The organism is Mesorhizobium sp. P2_F7 (assembly GCF_056403695.1).
On sequence record NZ_JBFUFA010000002.1, the window covers coordinates 759,123 to 780,000 of the forward strand.

General features: G+C 64.1%; 14 protein-coding genes (1 of these 14 running past the window's edge). 10 read left to right on the top strand and 4 right to left on the bottom strand.

Annotated elements, in window-relative coordinates:
* Positions 1 to 39 precede the first annotated feature (39 nt).
* Entirely contained in the window at positions 40 to 2,268 is a 2,229-nt protein-coding gene (locus tag AC1DZ8_RS09110; RefSeq protein WP_477309657.1) for a diguanylate cyclase, read from the top strand.
* Here AC1DZ8_RS09110 and AC1DZ8_RS09115 read toward each other — a convergent pair.
* Both AC1DZ8_RS09115 and AC1DZ8_RS09120 read right to left on the bottom strand, forming a co-directional pair.
* Positions 2,265 to 2,561 (bottom strand): hypothetical protein, encoded by a 297-nt coding sequence (locus AC1DZ8_RS09115; protein ID WP_477309658.1) that lies wholly within the window; start codon positions 2,559 to 2,561, stop codon positions 2,265 to 2,267. The two genes, AC1DZ8_RS09110 and AC1DZ8_RS09115, sit on opposite strands and share 4 nt — an antisense overlap.
* Positions 2,558 to 4,396: a CHASE3 domain-containing protein gene (locus AC1DZ8_RS09120; protein ID WP_477309659.1), complete on the bottom strand. Its 1,839-nt coding sequence runs from the start codon at positions 4,394 to 4,396 to the stop codon at positions 2,558 to 2,560. The genes AC1DZ8_RS09115 and AC1DZ8_RS09120 overlap by 4 nt, the downstream gene beginning before the upstream one ends.
* A 247-nt stretch (positions 4,397 to 4,643) precedes the next feature.
* Here AC1DZ8_RS09120 and AC1DZ8_RS09125 point away from each other — a divergent pair, with 247 nt between their 5' ends.
* The 8 genes from AC1DZ8_RS09125 (at position 4,644) to AC1DZ8_RS09160 (ending at position 16,575) form a co-directional block, all read left to right on the top strand.
* The gene (locus AC1DZ8_RS09125) at positions 4,644 to 5,897 is read left to right on the top strand and encodes an aspartate kinase (RefSeq protein WP_023685777.1); all 1,254 of its coding nucleotides are present in this window, start codon (positions 4,644 to 4,646) and stop codon (positions 5,895 to 5,897) included.
* An 83-nt stretch (positions 5,898 to 5,980) separates the two neighbouring features.
* Complete coding sequence (gene ptsP / locus AC1DZ8_RS09130) at positions 5,981 to 8,251, top strand: phosphoenolpyruvate--protein phosphotransferase (RefSeq protein WP_477309660.1); 2,271 nt, start codon at positions 5,981 to 5,983, stop codon at positions 8,249 to 8,251.
* A gap of 9 nt (positions 8,252 to 8,260) precedes the next feature.
* A complete protein-coding gene (gene prfA, locus AC1DZ8_RS09135; protein WP_477309661.1) occupies positions 8,261 to 9,340 on the top strand; it encodes a peptide chain release factor 1 in 1,080 nt (359 codons plus the stop codon).
* A complete protein-coding gene (gene prmC, locus AC1DZ8_RS09140) occupies positions 9,333 to 10,211 on the top strand; it encodes a peptide chain release factor N(5)-glutamine methyltransferase (RefSeq protein ID WP_477309662.1) in 879 nt (292 codons plus the stop codon). Before prfA ends, prmC begins: the two co-directional genes overlap by 8 nt.
* 304 nt (positions 10,212 to 10,515) lie before the next feature.
* Positions 10,516 to 11,508 (top strand): DUF4167 domain-containing protein, encoded by a 993-nt coding sequence (locus AC1DZ8_RS09145; protein WP_477309663.1) that lies wholly within the window; start codon positions 10,516 to 10,518, stop codon positions 11,506 to 11,508.
* Between the two features lie 209 nt (positions 11,509 to 11,717).
* Positions 11,718 to 14,324: an ATP-dependent chaperone ClpB gene (clpB, locus tag AC1DZ8_RS09150; protein WP_477309664.1), complete on the top strand. Its 2,607-nt coding sequence runs from the start codon at positions 11,718 to 11,720 to the stop codon at positions 14,322 to 14,324.
* A gap of 71 nt (positions 14,325 to 14,395) precedes the next feature.
* A complete protein-coding gene (locus tag AC1DZ8_RS09155; protein ID WP_477309665.1) occupies positions 14,396 to 14,752 on the top strand; it encodes an MmcQ/YjbR family DNA-binding protein in 357 nt (118 codons plus the stop codon).
* Positions 14,753 to 15,045: 293 nt separating this feature from the next.
* Positions 15,046 to 16,575: a L,D-transpeptidase family protein gene (locus AC1DZ8_RS09160; RefSeq protein WP_477309671.1), complete on the top strand. Its 1,530-nt coding sequence runs from the start codon at positions 15,046 to 15,048 to the stop codon at positions 16,573 to 16,575.
* Here the strand turns inward: AC1DZ8_RS09160 and AC1DZ8_RS09165 are convergent.
* Positions 16,549 to 17,181 (bottom strand): TMEM175 family protein, encoded by a 633-nt coding sequence (locus AC1DZ8_RS09165; RefSeq protein WP_352585526.1) that lies wholly within the window; start codon positions 17,179 to 17,181, stop codon positions 16,549 to 16,551. The genes AC1DZ8_RS09160 and AC1DZ8_RS09165 overlap by 27 nt on opposite strands.
* A 165-nt stretch (positions 17,182 to 17,346) precedes the next feature.
* On the opposite strand from AC1DZ8_RS09165, the gene AC1DZ8_RS09170 reads away from it, so the two are divergent.
* Entirely contained in the window at positions 17,347 to 18,906 is a 1,560-nt protein-coding gene (locus AC1DZ8_RS09170; protein ID WP_477400733.1) for an MFS transporter, read from the top strand.
* A 68-nt stretch (positions 18,907 to 18,974) separates the two neighbouring features.
* On the opposite strand, the gene AC1DZ8_RS09175 is transcribed toward AC1DZ8_RS09170, so the two are convergent.
* Positions 18,975 to 20,878, bottom strand: partial view of a M23 family metallopeptidase gene (locus AC1DZ8_RS09175; protein ID WP_477400735.1) — the 3' portion only. 67 nt of this gene lie beyond the right edge of the window; only the last 1,904 of its 1,971 coding nucleotides appear in the window; the start codon falls outside the window, past its right edge — the gene reads right to left on this strand; the stop codon is at positions 18,975 to 18,977.

A 20,878-nucleotide genomic window follows, 5' to 3' on the forward strand; every position in this document is an offset into this window, starting at 1 on the left:
TGGCATGTACATTGCTCGTCCGATCATCGAGATCACTTGGTGCGAATCAAGACCCAGATCATTGCGACACTACTGAGCGCTGCGGCCCTGATTGGCCTGGTGGGCGGCATAGCGATATTCTCCCAGATGTCGCTGACCAGATCCCACGCGCTGGCCGAGGCGACAAGCGCCGGGCGGCAACTGGCGGAAGCCATAGCCTTCAAAGCTTCCGATGCGCGGCCGGTGTTCGAGAGGCCCGAGGCGCTACGCGAGTTCGTGACCTCGCAGCACGGCCGTTCGAAACGCGATCTCGTCGTCGTCGATCGCGGCAAGGTCATCCTGGCCGACGTCCCCGGTGAGGAACAGAATGTCGGAACCGTGTTCGAGCACGATCGCGGCAACGAAGTCGCCCGCACGCTCGACGATGGCGAGCCGCGCGACTTCGTCGAAGACAGCGGCGACGTGTCCGAGCCGATCAACCTGGTCGTTGTTCCGATCGAGGACACCCCCGGTAAGGTCGTCGGCGCCGTGCTGTACGAATACACGCCGCTGCTGCGCGCCGTCCAACAGCGGACCAACGACATGCTGTGGCTTGTCGGCCTTTCCACTGTCGCAGCCATGCTGGTTGCCGCGCTCTCCGCTTTCCTGTTGCTCAGCCGTTTCGGCGCCGGCCTTTCCGGCCTCAACCGCGGCATCGAAGCGCTGGCACGTGGCGACGCCGGCTCTCGTATCGGCGGCACGTCCAGGGACGAGTTCGGCCAGTTGGCGCAAGGCTTCGACAGCATGGCGTCGCAGCTCGAATCCTCGCGCCTGCAGCTCGTCGACCAGAAGGCTTACATCGAGGATATCGTGCGCACGGTCGCCGAGGGCATCGCCGTCCTCGACGGCGAGGGGCGGATCGTGTCGGTCAATCCGGCGGCCGCCGACATTGCGGGGCGGCACGCCAGCAAGATCGAGGGGCAGGACTGGCGCTCGGTGCTGGAGATGCGGGGACTGTCGGGAGACAGGCTGACGCCGGGAGCATCCCCGGTCGAACTGGCGCTGGCCACGGGTCGTCGACACCAGAGCGAGGTGCGGCTGGTGAAGCCGGACGGATCGCAGCTGCCAGTGGTCGCGAGCTGCAACCCGCTCAATCGCGCCGATGGCGGCATCGTTCTGACGCTCAGCGACATCAGCGAATTGCGCAGCGCCGAGCGGGCGGTGAACGATCGCGCCGAGGAGTTGGCGACGCTCAACCACGAATTGAAGCAGACGTCGCAAGCCACGACCCGCCTGGTCAAACTTGGAGAATTGCTGCAGGCCTGCGTTACCTTCCATGAGGCGTTTTCGGTCGTCGGCTCGGCCATGCCTGACTTCTTCGACGGCCTGAGCGGAACCGTCCACCTGACCAGCGCCTCGCGCAACCTGGTCGAGGAAATGGCGCATTGGGGCGATATGCGGTCAAGCGTCGGGCAATTTGCCCCGGAAGACTGCTGGGCGCTGCGCCGCGGCCAGGAGCATGTCGCGGGTCCCGGCATGCTGACGCCGCGCTGCAACCACATCACCGAAAATGGCGGTCGCGGCTATGTCTGCATGCCGCTGGCGGCGCAGGGCGAAACGCTTGGCATCCTGCATCTGTGCGAACCCAATGCCGCCGAGAGGCCGCAATGGCTCTCGGAGCGGCAACAGGTGCTGCGCGGCGTCGTCGACACGCTGGCGCTGGCGCTGGCCAATCTGCGTCTGCGCGAGACGCTGCGCCAGCAATCGATCCGCGACCCCAACACCGGGCTCTACAACCGCCGTTATCTCGAGGAGACAAGCAGCCGCGAGTTGAGGCGCCTGCAGCGTTCCGGGCAGCCGATGGCGGTAATCATGCTGGACGTCGATCATTTCAAGCAATTCAACGACACGTTCGGCCATGAAGCGGGCGACCTCGTGCTCAAGCAGGTCGCCGCCGCGCTGCTCGACCACGCCAGGGATAGCGATGTGGTGTCTCGCTATGGCGGCGAGGAATTCGCGCTGATGCTTCCGGGGACGTCGCTCGCCGATGCCGCCGAGCGCGCCGAGGCACTGCGCAAGGCGATCAAGCAGCTGCATCTGGCGCATCGCGGCCGCACGCTCGGCACCATCACGGCCTCATTCGGCGTGTCCGCCTTCCCGGAACTCGGCGCGTCATGGGTCGAGATCGTCAACGCCGCTGATCGTTCGCTCTATCAGGCAAAGGCGGACGGCCGCGACCGTGTCGTTGCCGGACTGGGCAAGGCCGATCCCGACTGGGAACTGTCTACGGCCAGCCAGAGCGTGGGTTAACTCGACAGGGCGACCTCGGCATGTCGCATGTCGACGCTGGCGGGATCGATGGCCCGCATCGCCTCGCAATCGCCTATCTCGGCCATGATCCGTCCTGCGGCAGCGAGAGCCTGCTCGCGGTTGCGCCAGAGCACAACATCGACCCAGCCGCCATCATCCCGCCGGGCCAGGCAGCGGCTGACGAAACCCGGTTGCCGTGCCAGCCAGTCGCTGACCAGGCTGTTGCCGGCGGCGAAGCCCACTTCGGTCCCCGGCTTGAGGCGAAAATTGACGATTTCCAGGGTCTCGGTCATTTCGCGCCCAACACGTCGCGCAGTTTTGCCGCCAGTTGCTCGATGGTGAAGGGTTTGGCCAGGAAATGCACGTCATGGTCGAGCACGCCATTGTGGACCACGGCGTTCTTGGTGAAGCCGGTGGTGAAGATCACCTTCAGCTGCGGCAGGCGCGCGAGCGCCTCCTCGGCGAGCTTGCGGCCGTTCATCACCGGCATGACGATGTCGGTGAACAGAAGCGCGACACCTGGATTGTCCGCCAGTTTCTGCAGCGCTTCGTGGCCGCTGCCGGCATGGATGACGGTGTAGCCGAGTTCGCGCAATGCGTCGGTCGTCGAGGCGCGCACGCGGGCGTCGTCCTCGACAACAAGGACCGTCTCGGTGACCGCTGCGGGATTGTCGTCTCGGCCAGTGGGCAAGACAGGCTCTTCCGCACCGAAGAAACGCGGCAGGTAGATCTTGATCGTCGTGCCTTCGCCGGGTTCGGAGTAGATCTTGACGTGACCGCCCGACTGCTTGACGAAGCCGAACACCTGGCTCAGCCCCAGGCCGGTGCCCTTGTTGACCGGCTTGGTGGTGAAGAACGGCTCGAAGGCCTTCTCCATGATGTCCTCCGACATGCCGGCGCCTGTGTCGCTGACCGCGATCATCACATACTGGCCGGCTTTGACCTCGGCATGGGTGATGGCGTAGCTATCGTCGAGATGGCTGTTGGCGGTCTCGATGGTCAGCTTGCCATTGTCGTCCATGGCATCGCGGGCGTTGACCGCCAGGTTGAGGATGGCGTTCTCGATCTGGCTCGGATCGGCATGGGTTTTCCACAGGCCGCCCGCGAGCACGGTTTCGATGCGGATAGTTTCGCCGAGCGCCCGCCGCAACAGGTCCGACATCCCGGTGACCAGACGATTGGTGTCGACCACTTGCGGCGCCAGCGGCTGCTGGCGCGAGAAGGCAAGCAGCCGGGAGGTTAGATTGGCGGCGCGCATCGCCGCGTCGGCTGCCGCCTCGATGAATTTCGCGATGTCTTGCTCGCCGCGCGCGAGCTTGCGCTGCGCGAGGTTCATGGCGCTGATGATCACCGCCAGCATGTTGTTGAAATCGTGGGCGATGCCGCCCGTCAACTGGCCGACGGCTTCCATCTTCTGCATCTGGCGGATCTGCGATTCGGCCGTTTCGCGCGTCCGGATCTCGTTGCCGAGCTCGATGTTCTTGCGCATCAGCTCTTCCTGGGCGACGGCGACCTCGCGAAAACGGCGACGCGACAGGCGTATCGTGTAGGCGCCAAGCAGGAAGATTGCGAGCAGGGCTGCGAATGAGCCGATGCGCAGCCAGCTCTCGACCCGGTCGGTATGTTCGTCGCGGGCCGCGATGGCCGCGCCGCCGATGCGCCGGATGGTGTCCATGCTGGCCCTGATCTGGTCCATTGCGGCCTTGCCCTGGCCGCCGCGAACCAGTTCCAGCGCTTTCGCCGCATCGCCGCGATCGTAAAGCGCAATCGTCTGCGCCAGTTCAGCCTGCTTCAGCGAAAGCGCGTCCTTGATACGATTGATCTGCTGGACGAGTTCGTCGTCCGGTGCGGTCATGCTGTCGATGCGGGCAAGCTGGCCCGGAATGGCCTCGACCGCCTGCCTATAGGGCTGGAGGTAGGATTTGTCGCCGGTCAGGAGATAGCCGCGCTGACTGGTTTCGGCGTCCTGCGCCAGCGACAGCAGGCCGGACAGGGATTCCTGGTATTCGATGGCTTGGCGCGCCGCTTCGCGATTGGCCCTCTGGCCCTCGACCAGCACGGCGCGCGTGCCGACGATCAACGCCAGCACGGCGAAGCCGATGAACAGCGGCAGCGATTGCCATCTCATGGCATGCCGAAGACGAGCAATCATTTGATATGCCGGACCAAAAGCAGTTCCCCGCGGGCAGCATTTGGTAAGCGGCGGCGGGGCTGAACGCAATATGCCGTCGTCCTGAAGCCGGCAATCCGTGGCCAGCCTTGCGAAACGGCGATCATTTGGCTAAGGAGGCCGCGCATTCAGCGGCCGGCTTCTGTCGGACGCTTTCTTCCCCTTTCGGCCCCGGGCCGGCTTCAGTCAAAGGCATTTCGCTTCCATGGCGCGCATCGTGATGAAATTCGGCGGGACCTCCGTCGCCGACATCGCCCGCATCCGCAACGTGGCGCGTCACGTCAAACGTGAGGTCGATGCCGGCCATGAAGTGGCCGTGGTGGTGTCGGCCATGGCCGGCAAGACCAACGAACTGGTCGGTTGGACGCGCGAAGCCTCGCCGATGCATGACGCGCGCGAATATGACGCCGTCGTCGCCTCGGGCGAACAGGTCACTGCCGGCCTTTTGGCGATCACGCTGCAGAATATGGGCGTGCATGCCCGCTCCTGGCAGGGCTGGCAGATCCCGATCAAGACCGACAATGCGCATGGCGCGGCGCGCATCCTCGACATTGACGGCGCGTTCCTGATCAAGCGTTTCGGTGAGGGCCAGGTGGCGGTCGTCGCCGGCTTCCAGGGCATCGGCCCGGACAACCGCATCGCGACGCTCGGCCGCGGCGGTTCCGACACCAGCGCGGTGGCCATCGCAGCCGCAGTCAAGGCCGACCGCTGCGACATCTACACCGATGTCGACGGCGTCTACACCACCGATCCGCGCATCGAGCCCAAGGCGCGGCGGCTTAACAAGATTTCGTTCGAGGAAATGCTCGAAATGGCCTCGCTCGGCGCCAAGGTGCTGCAGGTGCGGTCGGTCGAGCTTGCCATGGTGCACAGGGTGCGTACTTTCGTGCGGTCGTCCTTCGACGATCCCGATGCACCCGGAATGGGGGATTTGCTCAATCCTCCGGGAACGCTCATTTGCGACGAGGAAGAGATCGTGGAACAGCAGGTCGTCACCGGAATTGCCTACGCCAAGGACGAAGCGCAGATTTCGCTGCGCCGCGTCGGCGACCGCCCGGGCGTTGCCGCCGGCATTTTCGGCCCGCTGGCCGAGGCCAACATCAATGTCGACATGATCGTCCAGAACATCTCCGAGGACGGCAAGTTCACCGACATGACCTTTACCGTTCCGTCCGGCGACGTCGACAAGGCGCTGGCCGTGCTCGAGCGCCTGAAGGCTTCGATCGGCTATGACGTCGTGCAGTCCGAAGCCGGCATGTCGAAGGTCTCGGTCATCGGCATCGGCATGCGCAGCCATGCGGGTGTCGCCGCCACGGCCTTCAAGGCGCTGGCCGACAAGGCCATCAATATCCGGGCCATCACCACCTCCGAGATCAAGATTTCGATACTGATCGACGGTCCCTACACCGAACTGGCGGTTCGCACTTTGCATTCCGTCTACGGTCTGGATAAGCAGTAGCGAGAACGATTTGAGTTGTTGCGTGTGCGCCGGTCGCAGTGGAAACTGCGGCGGGCAAAATTCCCATTGGAGAAGAAGCCGCGATGCGTGATACGGCCAGTGGCCCGCGCGTTCTGCTGAAACGGCTCCGCGAGCTCATGCAGGAGCCGCTGGAGCCGCAGGAGCGGCTTGACCGGATCGTGCGCGACATCGCCTCCAACATGGTCGCCGAAGTCTGCTCGCTCTACGTGCTGCGCGCCGATTCGGTGCTCGAACTCTACGCCACCGAGGGTCTGAACCCGAACGCCGTCCACCTGGCTCAGTTGCGGCTAGGGCAAGGCCTGGTCGGCACGATTGCGGCAAGCGCGCGGCCGCTTAACCTCTCCAATGCGCAGGAGCACCCGGCCTTCGCCTACCTGCCGGAGACGGGCGAAGAGATCTACAATTCCTTCCTCGGCGTGCCGGTGCTGAGGGCAGGGCGCACGCTGGGCGTGCTCGTCGTGCAGAACAAGACCATGCGCCACTACCGCGACGACGAGGTCGAGGCGCTGGAAACCACCGCCATGGTGATCGCCGAGATGATCGCCACCGGCGATCTCGCGCGGCTGACCCGGCCCGGGCTGGAACTCGATTTGCGCCGCCCTGTCAGCTTCACCGGCCTGTCCTTCAATGAAGGCGTCGGGCTTGGCCATGTCGTGCTGCACGAGCCGCGCATCGTCGTCACCAATCTGTTCAACGAGGATAGCGAGGAAGAGGTCCGACGGCTCGAGACGTCGCTCGGCTCGCTCAGGCTCTCCATCGACGACATGCTGGAACGACGCGACGTCGCCTTCGAGGGCGAGCATCGCGAGGTCCTCGAAGCCTATCGCATGTTCGCCAACGACCGCGGCTGGGTGCGCCGGCTGGAAGAGGCGATCCGCAACGGCCTGACGGCGGAAGCGGCGGTGGAGAAGGTGCAAAGCGACATGCGCGCCCGCATGCTGCACATGACCGATCCCTATCTGCGCGAGCGGATGAGCGATTTCGACGACCTCGCCAACCGGCTGCTGCGCCAGCTGATGGGACGCGGGCCGGAGGATGTCGCGGCGTCCTTGCCAAAGGACGCCATCCTAGTAGCCCGTTCGATGGGCGCAGCCGAACTGCTCGACTATCCCAGGGACAAGCTGCGCGGCGTGGTGCTGGAAGACGGCGCTGCCACCAGCCATGTCGTCATCGTCGCGCGCGCCATGGGAATTCCCGTCGCCGGCCAGATGAAGGGCGCCGTTTCCATGGCGGAAAACGGCGATGCCATCATCGTCGACGGCGAGGAAGGCACGATCCATCTCAGACCGCAGCCCGACCTCGAAGCCGCCTATGCCGAAAAGGTCCGCTTCCGGGCGCGCCGGCAGGAAGTCTACCGCGAACTGCGCAAGAAGCCGTCTATGACCAAGGACGGCGTCCAGGTCGATTTGCTGATGAATGCGGGTCTGGCCGTCGACCTGCCGCAGCTGGCCGAGGCGGGTGCTGCCGGCATCGGCCTGTTTCGCACCGAATTGCAGTTCATGGTCGCCTCGACCTTCCCGCGCGCCGAAGCGCAGGAGAAACTCTACCGCGACGTGCTCGACGCGGCGCGCGGCAAGCCGGTCACTTTCCGCACCATCGATATTGGCGGCGACAAGGTGCTGCCTTACTTCAAGGGCGCCATCCAGGAAGAAAACCCGGCGCTGGGCTGGCGCGCGATCCGCCTGACGCTCGACCGGCCGGGCCTGCTCAGGACCCAGATACGCGCTCTGCTGAAGGCCTGCGGCGGGCGCGAATTGAAGCTGATGCTGCCGATGGTTACCGAACTCGGCGAGATTGCCCAGGCGCGCGAGATCATCGACCGCGAGGTCAGGCATCTCTCGCGCTTTGCCCACCATCTGCCGACCAGCCTCAAGCTCGGCGCCATGCTGGAAGTGCCGTCGCTGCTGTTCCAGCTCGACGATCTGATGAAGGCGGTCGATTTCGTCTCGGTCGGCTCCAACGATCTGTTCCAGTTCGTCATGGCGGTCGATCGCGGCAACACACAGCTCGCCAACCGCTTCGACACGCTGTCGGCGCCGTTCCTCAGGGTGCTGAAGCAGATTGCGGACGCCGGCGCGCGCAACCACACGCCGGTGACGCTGTGCGGCGAACTGGCGGGAAAACCCATCTCCGCCATGGCGTTGATCGGCCTCGGCTACCGCTCGATCTCGATGTCTCCGGCTTCGATCGGCCCGGTCAAGGCGATGCTGACCGAACTGCCGCTGGAGGAATTGGAGGCCTTCTTTGCCGACAATCTGATGGCGCCGGCGCATGGGCTGCCGATGCGGGCGCTGCTGCAGGCCTTTGCCGACGACCGCTCCATCCCGCTATAGCATCAGCCCATGGTCAATCTTCCCCGCGAGCGTATGGATCAGGTCGTCAAGCGTTTCGAGATGCTCGAAGCGCAGATGTCGGCCGGGCCGGCGGCCGATGCCTATGTGAAGATGGCTTCGGAGTATTCCGAGCTTCAGGACATGGTGGCCAAGGTCAGGGAATTGCGTGCGGCCGAGCATGAGCAGGCCGACCTCGAAGCGATGCTTGCCGATAAAAGCACCGATGCCGAAATGCGGGCGCTGGCCGAAGCCGATCTGCCCGGGGTCGAGGAGCGTATCGAGGAACTGCAAAAGGATATCCAGATCCTGCTGCTGCCCAGGGATGCCGCCGACGACAAGAACGCCATCCTCGAAATTCGCGCCGGCACCGGCGGCGATGAGGCAGCGCTGTTCGCCGGCGACCTGTTTCGCATGTATGAGCGCTATGCCGCCGAACGCGGCTGGCGCTTCGAGACCGTGTCGGCCAGCGACGGCGAGGCCGGCGGCTTCAAGGAAATCATCGCCACCATTTCCGGCCGGGGCGTCTTTGCCCATCTGAAGTTCGAATCCGGCGTGCATCGCGTCCAGCGCGTGCCGGCCACCGAGGCCAGCGGGCGCATCCACACCTCGGCGGCGACGGTGGCCGTGCTGCCGGAAGCCGAAGAGGTCGATATCGACATCCGCGCCGAAGACATCCGCATCGACACCATGCGGGCCTCAGGCTCCGGCGGCCAGCATGTCAACACCACCGATTCGGCGGTGCGTATCACCCATCTGCCGACCGGCATCATGGTGGTGCAGGCGGAAAAGTCGCAGCACCAGAACCGGGCGAAAGCCATGCAGATTCTGCGCGCGCGGCTCTATGACATGGAGCGCAGCAAGGCGGACGAGGAGCGTTCCGAGGCGCGCAAATCGCAGGTCGGTTCCGGCGACCGCTCGGAGCGCATCCGCACCTACAATTTCCCGCAGGGGCGCCTTACCGATCACCGTATCAACCTGACGCTCTACAAGCTCGACCGGGTGATGATGGGCGAGCTGGACGAGGTCATCAATGCGCTGATCGCCGACCACCAGTCGAAGCTGCTTGCCGATATCGGGCTCGATGGCTGACATCCTGCCCGGCACGCTCGGGCCGCTGCTGCGGGCAGCGTGGGAGCGGCTGGCCGCGGCCGGCATTGCCGATCCGGCGCTGGACGCCAGGCTGATTGTCGAACATTTTTCCGGCACCGACCGCACGCAGGCCATCGCCGAGCCGCAAAGGGCGGTCGACGCCGGTACACTCGCTTCAATCGATGCTGCCTTGCGGCGCCGCCTTGCCGGCGAGCCGGTGCACCGCATCCTCGGCTATCGCGAATTCTACGGTCTGCGTCTTGGTCTGTCGCCGGAAACGCTTGAGCCGCGGCCGGATACCGAAACGCTGGTCGAGGCGGTCCTGCCTTTTGCCAGCGAAACGGCCGAAAGGCTGGGGGAATGCCGCATCCTCGACCTCGGCACCGGCACCGGCGCCATTGCGCTGGCCCTGCTCAGCGCCGTTCCCGCCGCGACCGCCACCGGCGGGGACATTTCACAAGATGCGCTCACGACCGCGACCCGCAATGCTGAGCAACTCGGGCTGGCCGACCGGTTCGAGGCCCTGCACTCCGACTGGTTCGCAAAAGTTTCGGGCCGCTACCATGTAATTGCCGCAAACCCTCCCTATATACCGTCTGAAGACATTGGAAATCTGCAGGACGAGGTCCGCGATTTCGATCCGCACAGAGCCCTCGACGGCGGTGTGGACGGTCTTGGCCCCTACAGAATCATCGCCGCCGGGGCGGCAAGATTTTTGGAAGCACAAGGCAAGATTGCGGTCGAGATCGGCCACACGCAGCGCAATGAGGTCAAAGACATATTCACGGCAGCCGGCTACAGGCTGGCCGGGGCATTTGTCGATCTCGGCGGAAACGACAGGGTTCTTATGTTTGAACAGGGAAAGCCTTGACGCAGTGCAAAAAAGCGCTTGGCAATGCCGGGGAATGCGGCTAGGGTCCGCCTTAACCGGATGAGACGAAGCAGGCAGTGCTCTTAGCGATTCGGTTTTCCTTGGAAATAGCTGCCTTCTTGCGCAAACGACGCCCAAGCTTCGTGCGGGAATCGTCCGGCAAGTGATGTAACCGGAACAGGATGACACGTGGCGCCAACGCAATTGATGCGGGCGAACGCCGGTGAAGAAACGAAACGGCTGGCTGCATGAGCGCCTCCGTTCGTGAAACGTTTTTCGAAAATTTCAAAATGAAGAGAGTCTTATGAGGCCACAACAGCAGAACAGGCGCATGCGCGGTCGCAACAACAATGGCGGCGGCGGTGGCAACAACAATAACAACAACAACAACCGCAAGGGCCCAAATCCCCTGACGCGCAACTACGAGAGCAACGGCCCGGACGTGAAGATCCGCGGATCGGCTCAGCAGATCGCCGAAAAATACGCCACTCTGGCCCGTGACGCGCACAGCTCCGGCGACCGGGTGATGGCGGAGAACTACCTCCAGCACGCCGAGCACTACAATCGCATCATCGCTGCCGCGCAGGCCCAGTTGCCGATCCAGAACCAGCAGCAGAATCGCGACGATTTCGACGACGATGAAGATCGCGACGATTTCGACAATGCCGGCAACGGCAATGGCGGCGAGACGCAAGCTCCGCAGGTCAACAACGGCAACGGTCCACAGCCGACGATCGAAGGCACGCCGGCCGAACTGGCATACGGCCAGGAAACCGGCCGCGAGAACAACAATGGCCGTGACAACAATGGCCGCAACAATAGCGGCCGCGACAACAATGGCCGCAACCGTGATCGCCGCCCCAATGGCGGTTATGGCCAGAACGACCAGCGTGGCGACTATGCCCAGCGCGGCGAGCAGAACAGCCAGCGCGGCGACCAGCAGCGCTTCACCGAAACCCCGGTGCAGGCGGAGGGCGTTTCCGTGGTTGAACCCGAAGCCGAGACCGGTTTCTCGGAGCCGGCGCCGCTGTACGAAAACCTGTCGCCGGCGGCTCTTGCCGCCCGTGCCGAGCTCAATGAAGCCGCTGCCGAGAGCGGCGCCGCCCGCCGCCCGCGGCGTCCGCGTCGCCCGCGCACCAGTGCCGATCATGTCGGTGACGACCAGTCTGGTGGTGACCTGGTTGGTGCCGACCAGCCGAACCGCGTCAGCGAGACCGTTGCAGCCACCGAGGTGGTGGATGCGGCGCCGGCTGAAAGCCCTGCCAGCGACCCGTTCGTCGTCGACGCCAACAACTGACCGAACAAGACGGTGATCCTTGAAACGGCGGAGAGAAATCTCCGCCGTTTTCGTTTGCTCAGGCATGCAATATCCTATGCGGCAAGTCTTGAGCGGCAATGGCTTGCGCCCCATATCTGGCGTGAACTGGACCCGGCTCGGATGAGCGGGTCCGTCACCGCAATCGGATCCGGTGCCGCAAAGCGGGCCGGTGATGGAAGGAGACAGATATGAACCTCGAGAAATACTCCGAGCGCGTCCGCGGATTCATCCAGTCCGCCCAGACCATGGCGCTCTCGCGCAATCACCAGCAATTCACCCCCGAACACATGCTGAAAGTCCTCGTTGACGACGATGAGGGTCTGGCCGCCTCGCTGATCGAGCGCGCCGGCGGCAATATCCGCGACGTCAAGCTCGGCGTCGAAACCGCGCTTGAGGCCATGCCCAAGGTGGAAGGCGGCAACGGCCAGCTTTATCTGGCGCAGCCGCTGGCCAAGGTGTTTTCGACGGCGGAAGAACTGGCCAAGAAGGCCGGCGATTCCTTTGTCACCGTCGAGCGGTTGCTGCAGGCGCTGGCGATGGAGAAATCGGCCAAGACAGCCGACATCCTGGCCAAGGCCGGCGTCACCGCACAGGCGCTGAACCAGGTCATCAACGATGTCCGCAAGGGTCGCACCGCCGATTCGGCGAGTGCTGAGCAGGCTTATGATGCGCTCAAGAAATACGCCCGCGACCTCACCGCCGACGCCCGTGCCGGCAAGCTGGACCCGGTAATCGGCCGTGACGACGAGATCCGCCGCACCATCCAGGTGCTGTCGCGGCGCACCAAGAACAATCCGGTGCTGATCGGCGAACCCGGAGTCGGCAAGACAGCGATCGCCGAAGGCCTGGCACTGCGCATCGTCAATGGCGACGTGCCGGAATCGCTGAAGGACAAGCAACTGATGGCGCTCGACATGGGCGCGCTGATTGCCGGCGCCAAATATCGCGGCGAATTCGAGGAGCGGCTGAAGGCGGTGCTCAACGAAGTCACCGCTGCCGCCGGCGGCATCATCCTGTTCATCGATGAGATGCACACGCTGGTCGGCGCCGGCAAGGCCGATGGCGCCATGGATGCGTCGAACCTGCTGAAGCCGGCGCTGGCGCGCGGCGAGCTGCACTGCGTCGGCGCGACCACGCTCGATGAATACAGGAAGCATGTCGAGAAGGATGCCGCCCTTGCCCGCCGTTTCCAGCCGGTTTTCGTCGACGAGCCGTCGGTGGAGGACACGGTTTCGATCCTGCGCGGCCTGAAGGAAAAGTATGAGCAGCACCACAAGGTGCGCATCTCGGATTCGGCCCTGGTCGCGGCGGCAACTCTGTCCAACCGCTATATCGCCGACAGGTTCCTGCCGGACAAGGCGATCGACCTCGTCGACGAAGCCGCTTCGCGGCTGAGGATGCAGGTCGATTCCAAGCCGGAGGCGCTGGACGAGATCGATCGTCGCATCATGCAGCTCAAGATTGAGCGCGAGGCGCTGAAGGTCGAGACCGACGACGCCTCGAAGGACCGACTCGCCCGGCTGGAGAAGGAACTCGTCGGCCTCGAGGAGGAATCGACCGAGATCACGACCAAATGGCAGGCCGAAAAGCAGAAGCTTGGGCTCGCCGCCGACCTGAAAAAGCAGCTCGACGAGGCCCGCAACGAGCTTGCCATTGCCCAGCGCAAGGGTGAATTCCAGCGCGCCGGCGAGCTTGCCTATGGCAAGATCCCGGAACTGGAAAAGAAACTCAAGGAAGCCGAAGCCCAGGATGGCAAGGCCGGCATGGTCGAAGAGGTGGTCACGCCCGACCACGTCGCCCATATCGTGTCGCGCTGGACCGGCATTCCGGTCGACAAAATGCTGCAGGGCGAGCGCGACAAGTTGCTGCGCATGGAAGACGAGATCGGCAAGCGTGTCGTCGGCCAGGGCGAGGCGGTGCAGGCGGTGTCCAAGGCCGTGCGTCGCGCCCGTGCCGGCCTGCAGGATCCGAACCGGCCGATCGGCTCGTTCATGTTCCTCGGGCCGACCGGCGTCGGCAAGACGGAGCTGACCAAGGCGCTGGCCAACTTCCTGTTCGACGACGAGAGCGCCCTGGTGCGCATCGACATGTCGGAATACATGGAAAAGCACTCGGTCGCCCGGCTGATCGGCGCGCCTCCCGGCTATGTCGGCTATGAGGAAGGCGGCGCCCTGACCGAAGCGGTGCGGCGCCGGCCCTATCAGGTCGTGCTGTTCGACGAGATCGAGAAGGCGCATCCCGATGTCTTCAACGTGCTGTTGCAGGTGCTCGACGATGGACGGCTCACCGACGGGCAGGGCCGCACGGTCGACTTCCGCAACACGCTGATCATCATGACGTCGAATCTCGGCGCTGAATATCTGGTCAATCTCGGCGAGGACCAGGATGTCGATGCCGTGCGCGACGAGGTGATGAATGTCGTCAAGGCGTCGTTCCGGCCGGAGTTCCTCAACCGCGTCGACGAGGTGATCCTGTTCCACCGGCTGCGCCGGCAGGATATGGGCCGCATCGTCGAGATCCAGCTCAAGCGGCTGGAAAGCCTGCTCGTCGACCGCAAGATCGCGCTGTCGCTCGACCAGGAATCGATCGACTGGCTGGCGGCTAAGGGCTACGACCCGGCCTATGGCGCACGGCCGCTGAAGCGGGTGATGCAGAAGGACCTGCAGGATCCGCTGGCGGAGAAGATCCTGCTCGGCGACATCCTCGACGGCTCGACCGTGAAGGTCACCGCCGGCTCCGACCGGTTGAATTTCCGGTCGAAGCCCACCGTGGTGGCGACCGAAGCCGCAGCCTGATCAAGCGCCGCGCGTCCCGAACGGACGCGCGGCGTTTTCTCATGAAATAACAATCCTTTGGCGGGGTGCAGATGACGCTGGACGACTACAACAGCCTCTGCGCCTCGCTGCCGCAGACGACCCACGTCGTGCAGTGGGGCGGCGCGCATGTTTGGAAAGTGGGCGGCAAGGTCTTCGCCATTGCCGGCCATGACCGGGAGGGAAGCGTCTTCGTCACCTTCAAATGTTCTGAAATGGCCTATGACATTCTGAAGGACCAGCCCGGCTGCCGGCCGGCGCCCTATCTGGCCTCGCGCGGCATGAAATGGATCCAGCGTCAGACAAGCCAGAGCATGGATGATGATGCGCTGAAGGACTATCTCGGCGAAAGCCATCGCCTCGTCGTCCTCAAGCTGACGAAGCAGACGCGCAAGGAATTGGGCCTGTAGCGAACCTGAAATCCGCCATCTTCATGCCCGGTTCATGTTGGAAAACTTATGTTCTGGTTTGCTGGCGAAGGGGTTTGCCCGCAGGCTTTTGACGGTCAGGGCGTTGCCTACGCATCCAAATGGTGGCGAGCGCGTTCTGAAGGGATACTGCCGGGGCGGCGGCAATTTACGCATGACCCCGAAAATCGAAATTCGATTTTCGGAAAGGATATGCGCAGACATAAAGTGTTACAGCGTCCTTTGCGCGTCCAAACAGATGCGCGGCGCTGTAAGTACCGGAGAGCTTGACCACCATGTTCCGCACGATCTTTGCCTTTTCGGTGCTCGCAGCCGGGCTGCTTGCGTCCAGCGCCATGGCATCGCCGACAGAGGACAACGCACGGCCGGTTGTTCGCGCTGCCGATAGCGCCGGCATTGTGCTCGCCCAGGACGGCAATCTCGACATCTACTACGACGCCAGGGGCAACCGCGTCATTGTCGATGCCGACACCGGCAAGGTCATCGCCATCCAGCCGCCGCAGACCAGGCTCGACCGCCGTGCGCTGCGTCGCCAGATGCGGGCGCGCGAACTCGGACGCGCACCGGTCGAGGATGACGACCGCTATTATCTCGACGATCCCGAGGACATGGCGCGTTTCCGCCGCCGGCAGTTGGACGATCAGGGACAAATTCCGGGTCCGCCGATTGAGGAATACGATCCCAACAGCGACAAATTCCTTGGGGGCTATCCCCAGGATGACGCCAATGATGATGGCGATGTTTATCCGGAAGCGCCGAAGTCGGCCGAGCCGCGGCCCGTCAAGCGCCAGCCGCTGAACGAGGCTTCGATCGACCCGGCCGAGCCGGCGGCGCCTGGCGACCAGGCCGCTCTGCCGCCGAAGACCGATGGCGGCAAGACGGTCGTCGATCCCTCGCTTTCACTCGGTGCGCGCCAGGATGTGGCGGCCTTGCAGGTGCTGCTCGACCGCGCCGGCGCCTCACCCGGCGTCATCGATGGACGGTTTGGCTCCAATGTCGACAAGGCGCTGGCCGCCTACAACCAGATCACCGGCAGCAATCTGCGCTCGACCGACGCGGTCGGCATCCAGGCAGCGCTGGCGCAAACCGGCGGCGACGCTTTCGCCAATTACACGATCACCCCCGAGGACGCGGCCGGCCCCTATGTCGCCTCGATACCGGAAGACTACAGCCAGAAAGCGCAGCTCGATCGCATGGCCTACACCTCTGTCACCGAGGCCTTGGCTGAGCGCTTCCACATGGACGAGAATTATCTGAAGGGACTCAATCCCGAGGCCGACTTCAACCGTCCCGGCACCATCATCAAAGTCGCTAATTTCGGCAGGCTGGTCTCCACTCCGGTTGCCCGCATCGTCGCCGACAAGGACAAAAAGCAGGTGTTCGCTTATGACGTCGCCGGCAAGCTGGTTGCCGCCTATCCCGCCACCATCGGCTCGGCCGACACGCCTTCGCCGACCGGCACACATACCGTGTCGCGCGTCGCGCTCGATCCGAACTACACCTACAACCCCAGCATCAATTTCAAGCAGGGCCAGAACGACAAGATCCTCACCATTCCGCCGGGGCCGAACGGGCCGGTCGGCTCGGTATGGATTGCGCTGGACAAGCCGACCTACGGCATTCACGGCACGCCCGATCCCTCCAAGATCGGCAAGACCGAAAGCCATGGCTGCGTGCGCCTGACCAACTGGGATGCGCGAGAACTGGCCAAGCTCGTCTCGCCGGGCGTCACGGTGGAATTCGTCGGCGGACCAACAATCGCGGATGTCGGCGGGACCTCAACCGACGAGTTTACGCAGCAGTGAGGCGCGCGGCGCGGCGGCATAGATGAGCTGTACCAGCAGGATGAAACCGATGCTGAGCAGCGGCGTGATCAGGCACAGCGCCGCGCCGGCCGCCCACAGCGCCTGTGCCTTGACGATACGATTGTAGACCGTGCGCCGCGCTTCAGCGTCCACATCCTCTGCGATCATGCCGTTCCCGTCGGCATACCACCAGCTTGCGAACAGCGTCACGCCCAGCATCAACAGGTTCAGCCAGTAGACGATCACCGCGGTTCGGAACTCGAGGAAGTCAGCCAGCAGGTCGGTCGAGAACGGCAGCAAGGCGATGAAGGCGAGAAAACACAGGTTCAGCGTCGCCAGCCGCCGATCTGACCTGGCGATCAGCCCGTGCTGGGCCTGCTGGCCGAACCAGAAGATGGTCAGCGTCAGGAAGCTCAGCGCATAGGTCAGGAAGCGCGGCGCCAGTGCTGCGATCGCCGAAAGCAGCTCGCCCTCGGAGTGCACCATTTCGTGTGCCGGCACGCGAATCTCAAGCACGATCAACGTGAGCGCGATGGCAAAGACGCCATCGGTGATGCCGACAACGCGCCCGCGCGCCTCTACCGATGGTTCGAGTGGTCGTTTCATGCGGCTTCCCCTGCTTTGCGCGTTGCAAGAAACTTAACACGCCATGTGCCGGTTGCATCCATTGAGGCGTGATTCCTGCCCATGCGGCCAGGTCGAATCTGGTTTCAAGGACTGCGAAGCTCTGGCTGGTTGTTGCCAGGGCATAGGGGGTCTAAGCAAGCGCTCATGAAGTCTCCGAGCGAAGCCGCAGCAATCCCTCTGACCAGCTCTCTTTCCAACGGTTCGTTTTGTCCGCCGGCCCAGCGCAAATTCGTGCTGGTCGCGGCGATCCTGGCGTCCGCGCTCGGCTTCATCGACGGTTCGATCCTGGCCATCGCCATGCCGGCGATGCGCGTCGACCTCGGCGCCAGCCTGGCCGAAGCGCAGTGGATTTCCAATGCCTATGCGCTGACGCTGTCGGCGCTGATCCTGGCCGGAGGCGCCGCCGGCGACCGATTCGGTCTGCGGCGTGCTTTCGTCGCCGGCATCGCTTTGTTCATTGTTGCTTCGCTCGCCTGCGCGGTGGCGCCGAATGCGCTGGTGCTCATCGCCTTTCGCGCGGTTCAGGGCGTCGGTGCGGCGATCATGGTGCCGGGCAGCCTCGCCATCATCGCCAAATCCTATCCGAAGAACGAGCGCGGCCGGGCGATCGGCATCTGGGCCGCCGCTTCGGCGCTGACGACGGCACTCGGTCCGGTGCTGGGCGGCTTTGTCCTGGCGGCCTTTGGTGGCGGCATCTGGCGAGCGATCTTCGCCGTCAATTTACCGCTCGGGCTGATCTCGATCTATCTGCTGCTGGCCAAGATTCCGGCCGACGCGCCGACGGAAAAGCGCAGCCTCGATCTCGGCGGAGCGCTGCTCGCAACGCTTGCCTTCGGGGCGCTGGCCTACGGGCTGACCGCGATGAGCGGCGAAGGCGGTGGACTGATGTCAGGGCCGAGCATCGCTGCGGGCGCGGTGCTGCTCGTCGTCTTCATCGTCTTCGAGCTTCGGCAGCGCGAGCCGATGATCGATCTCAAGCTGTTTCGGATCGGCGCCTTTGCCGGCGCCAACGTCGCCACCTTCTTCCTCTATTTCGCGCTGTCGGCCAATTTGTTCTACCTGCCGATGCTGTTGATTGCCGGATGGGGACTGAGCACCAAAGAGGTCGGCTTCATCTTCCTGCCGCTGTCGGCGTCGATCGCGCTGCTGTCGGGTCCCGTCGGCCAGTGGTCGGATCGGATCGGTCCGCGCTTTCCGATCGCCAGCGGCTGCCTGGTCGTGGCGATCGCCTTTGCCGGGCTTGCAATGCTCACTCATGCCGGCATGCACAATTTCTGGACCGGCACGTTTCCGCTGATGGCGGTGATGGGGCTCGGCATGGCGCTGGTGGTGTCGCCGCTGTCGACGGCGATCATGACGGCGGTCGAGGACAAGGATACGGGGGCTGCGTCGGGCATCAATAATGCTGTTTCGCGCATTGGTGGGCTGATCGCGGTGGCGGCGATGGGGTCGCTCGCGGCCTGGGTCTATTCGACGATGCTCGACACCAGCGTCAGGCCAGGCATTCCGGGGTTCGGCGAACCGGCATTGGCCGTCCTGCCGCCCGAACTTGATGCAACACGGCTCGCCGCCAGCGATGCGGCGTTCGCGGCGGTGTCGACGGTGACGGCCGTGCTTTGCCTGCTTGCTGCAGTCATCGCCTGGGCAACCGTTTCGGGGCAAAAACTGCCCTGGTCACGAGCCGAAGAGAATCAGCCGACCTGATTCTGAGCCGATCCGATTCGAAATGCTTTGATTTGGCGCAAATGTGATTCGGCGTGGGCTCTGAAGGCTCAGCCTTCGATCTTGGCGCTCGCGACTTTCAGCGGATTGCTGTCTTCCTGCTTGAGCAGGTCGTCGATGCGCTCGCGCTCGCGCTTGAAGGCGACGAGGTCGTCGCCCTTCAGCACCTTGCCGACCGGCAGGCGCACGCGCATCGGGTCGACCTTGGTGCCGTTGACGATCAGCTCGTAGTGAAGATGCGGACCGGTGGAGAGGCCGGTCTGGCCGAGGAAGCCGATGGTCTGGCCCTGGCGGACATGAACGCCCGGCTCGATGCCTTTGGCAAAGGCGCTTTGGTGGTTGTAGGAGGTCTCGTAGCCATTGGCATGGCGGATGATGATCTGCTTGCCGTAGCCGCCGGCCCAGCCGGCCTTTTCGACGGTGCCGTTGCCAGCGGCGATGATCGGCGTTCCGATCGGCGCTGCCCAGTCGACGCCGGTATGCATGCGGACATAGCCGAGGATCGGATGCCTGCGGGCGCCGAAGCCGGAGCGGAATTTCCCGGCGGGCAGGGGATTCCGCAGCAGGAACTGCTCGGCGCTCGATCCATCCTCGTCGAAATAGTCGGTCGAGCCGTCCTGCATCTGGAAGCGGTAGAAATTGCGTGTCTGGCCGCCGAAGGTCGACGAGACATAAAGAAGTTCCGATTCGTCGGAGGCCTGGTCGTCGCCGTCCGGCTGCGAGAACAGCACGTCGATGCGGTCCGACGGATTGAGCCTGGACTGGAAGTCGACGCCGGAGGCCAAAAGCTTGACCAGTTGCTGGGTCAGCTTCTTAGACATGCCATAGGAATAGGCGGCGCGGTAAATGCCGTCATAGACGTTCGGCAGATTGCCGCGCACGACCACCGGCGCGGAGGAATCGTCAAACGCCGTCAGCAATTCGGGATTCGGTTCGGGTTCCTGCGCCGGCACATACTGGCCGCGGTCGTCGAGCGCGATGGTCACGATATGGGTGGTCTTGTCATAGACGCTGGTGCGAACGACCTTGGCGGCATCACCATGCACTTCGAGGCCGACGCGCAACACGGTTCCGGCCTTCAGCGCCGGTGCGTTGAGCAACTTGCCGATCGCCTCGGCCATGCCGGTCGCGTCATCGCCGGTATAGCCCGAATCGGCAAAGGCCTCGGCGATCTCGCGGTCCCTGGTAAATGGGATGATTTCCTCGGCGAAAGCCGGCGTCTGGTCGTCGATGGCGACGCGCGGCGCCACCGAAACGTTTTCCGGAACGATCTTGACGTCGTAGGAGCCAGCCATCGATTCGGCGAAGGCGTCGCCGAATCGCTGCGGGTCGACATAATGCAGCGAGGCAACCTGGATGGCGCCGTCGCTGAGATCGGTGCCGGCTTCGCGCACCACCTTTTCCACCTCGTCGGCGGACAGGTCGCTCTTTTCGTCGAAGGAGGCCGTCTCGATCGGGAAATCGACCGTCTTCAGGCTCATTTCGCTTTCGACCTTGGCGCCGTAGATCTGGCCGCCAACAGCGGAAGCCGTTGCCGGCTGCGCCGGTGTCGGGTCGCCGTCGTCGCCGAACACCTGCATCGGGTCGAAGGGCGGATAGGCGCGGTTGGTGGTATGGCCGGCGGCCAGTGCCATCTTGATCTGCACGAACGGTACGGTGTGGATAACGTCGCGGTCACCGACCTTGGTCACCATCGACACTTCCATGCGCCGGCGGTCCTTGGCCTTGGCGATCTGGCGCGGCGCCACCAGCCTGGTGGTCTTGGCGACCTCGCCGGAATCGCCACCGCTTTCGAGCTGGGCCAGTTCGGCGATTTCGGGCGGGGTTGCCAACTGCTGGCGGCCGTCAAGCGCGGCAAACAGGGCCACGCCCATCAGCACGCTCGAGGTCACGCCAGTAAGGAAGGTGCCCGACAGCCAGCGCGCCGAAACCTCGCGCCGATCGGGCGGGCCGC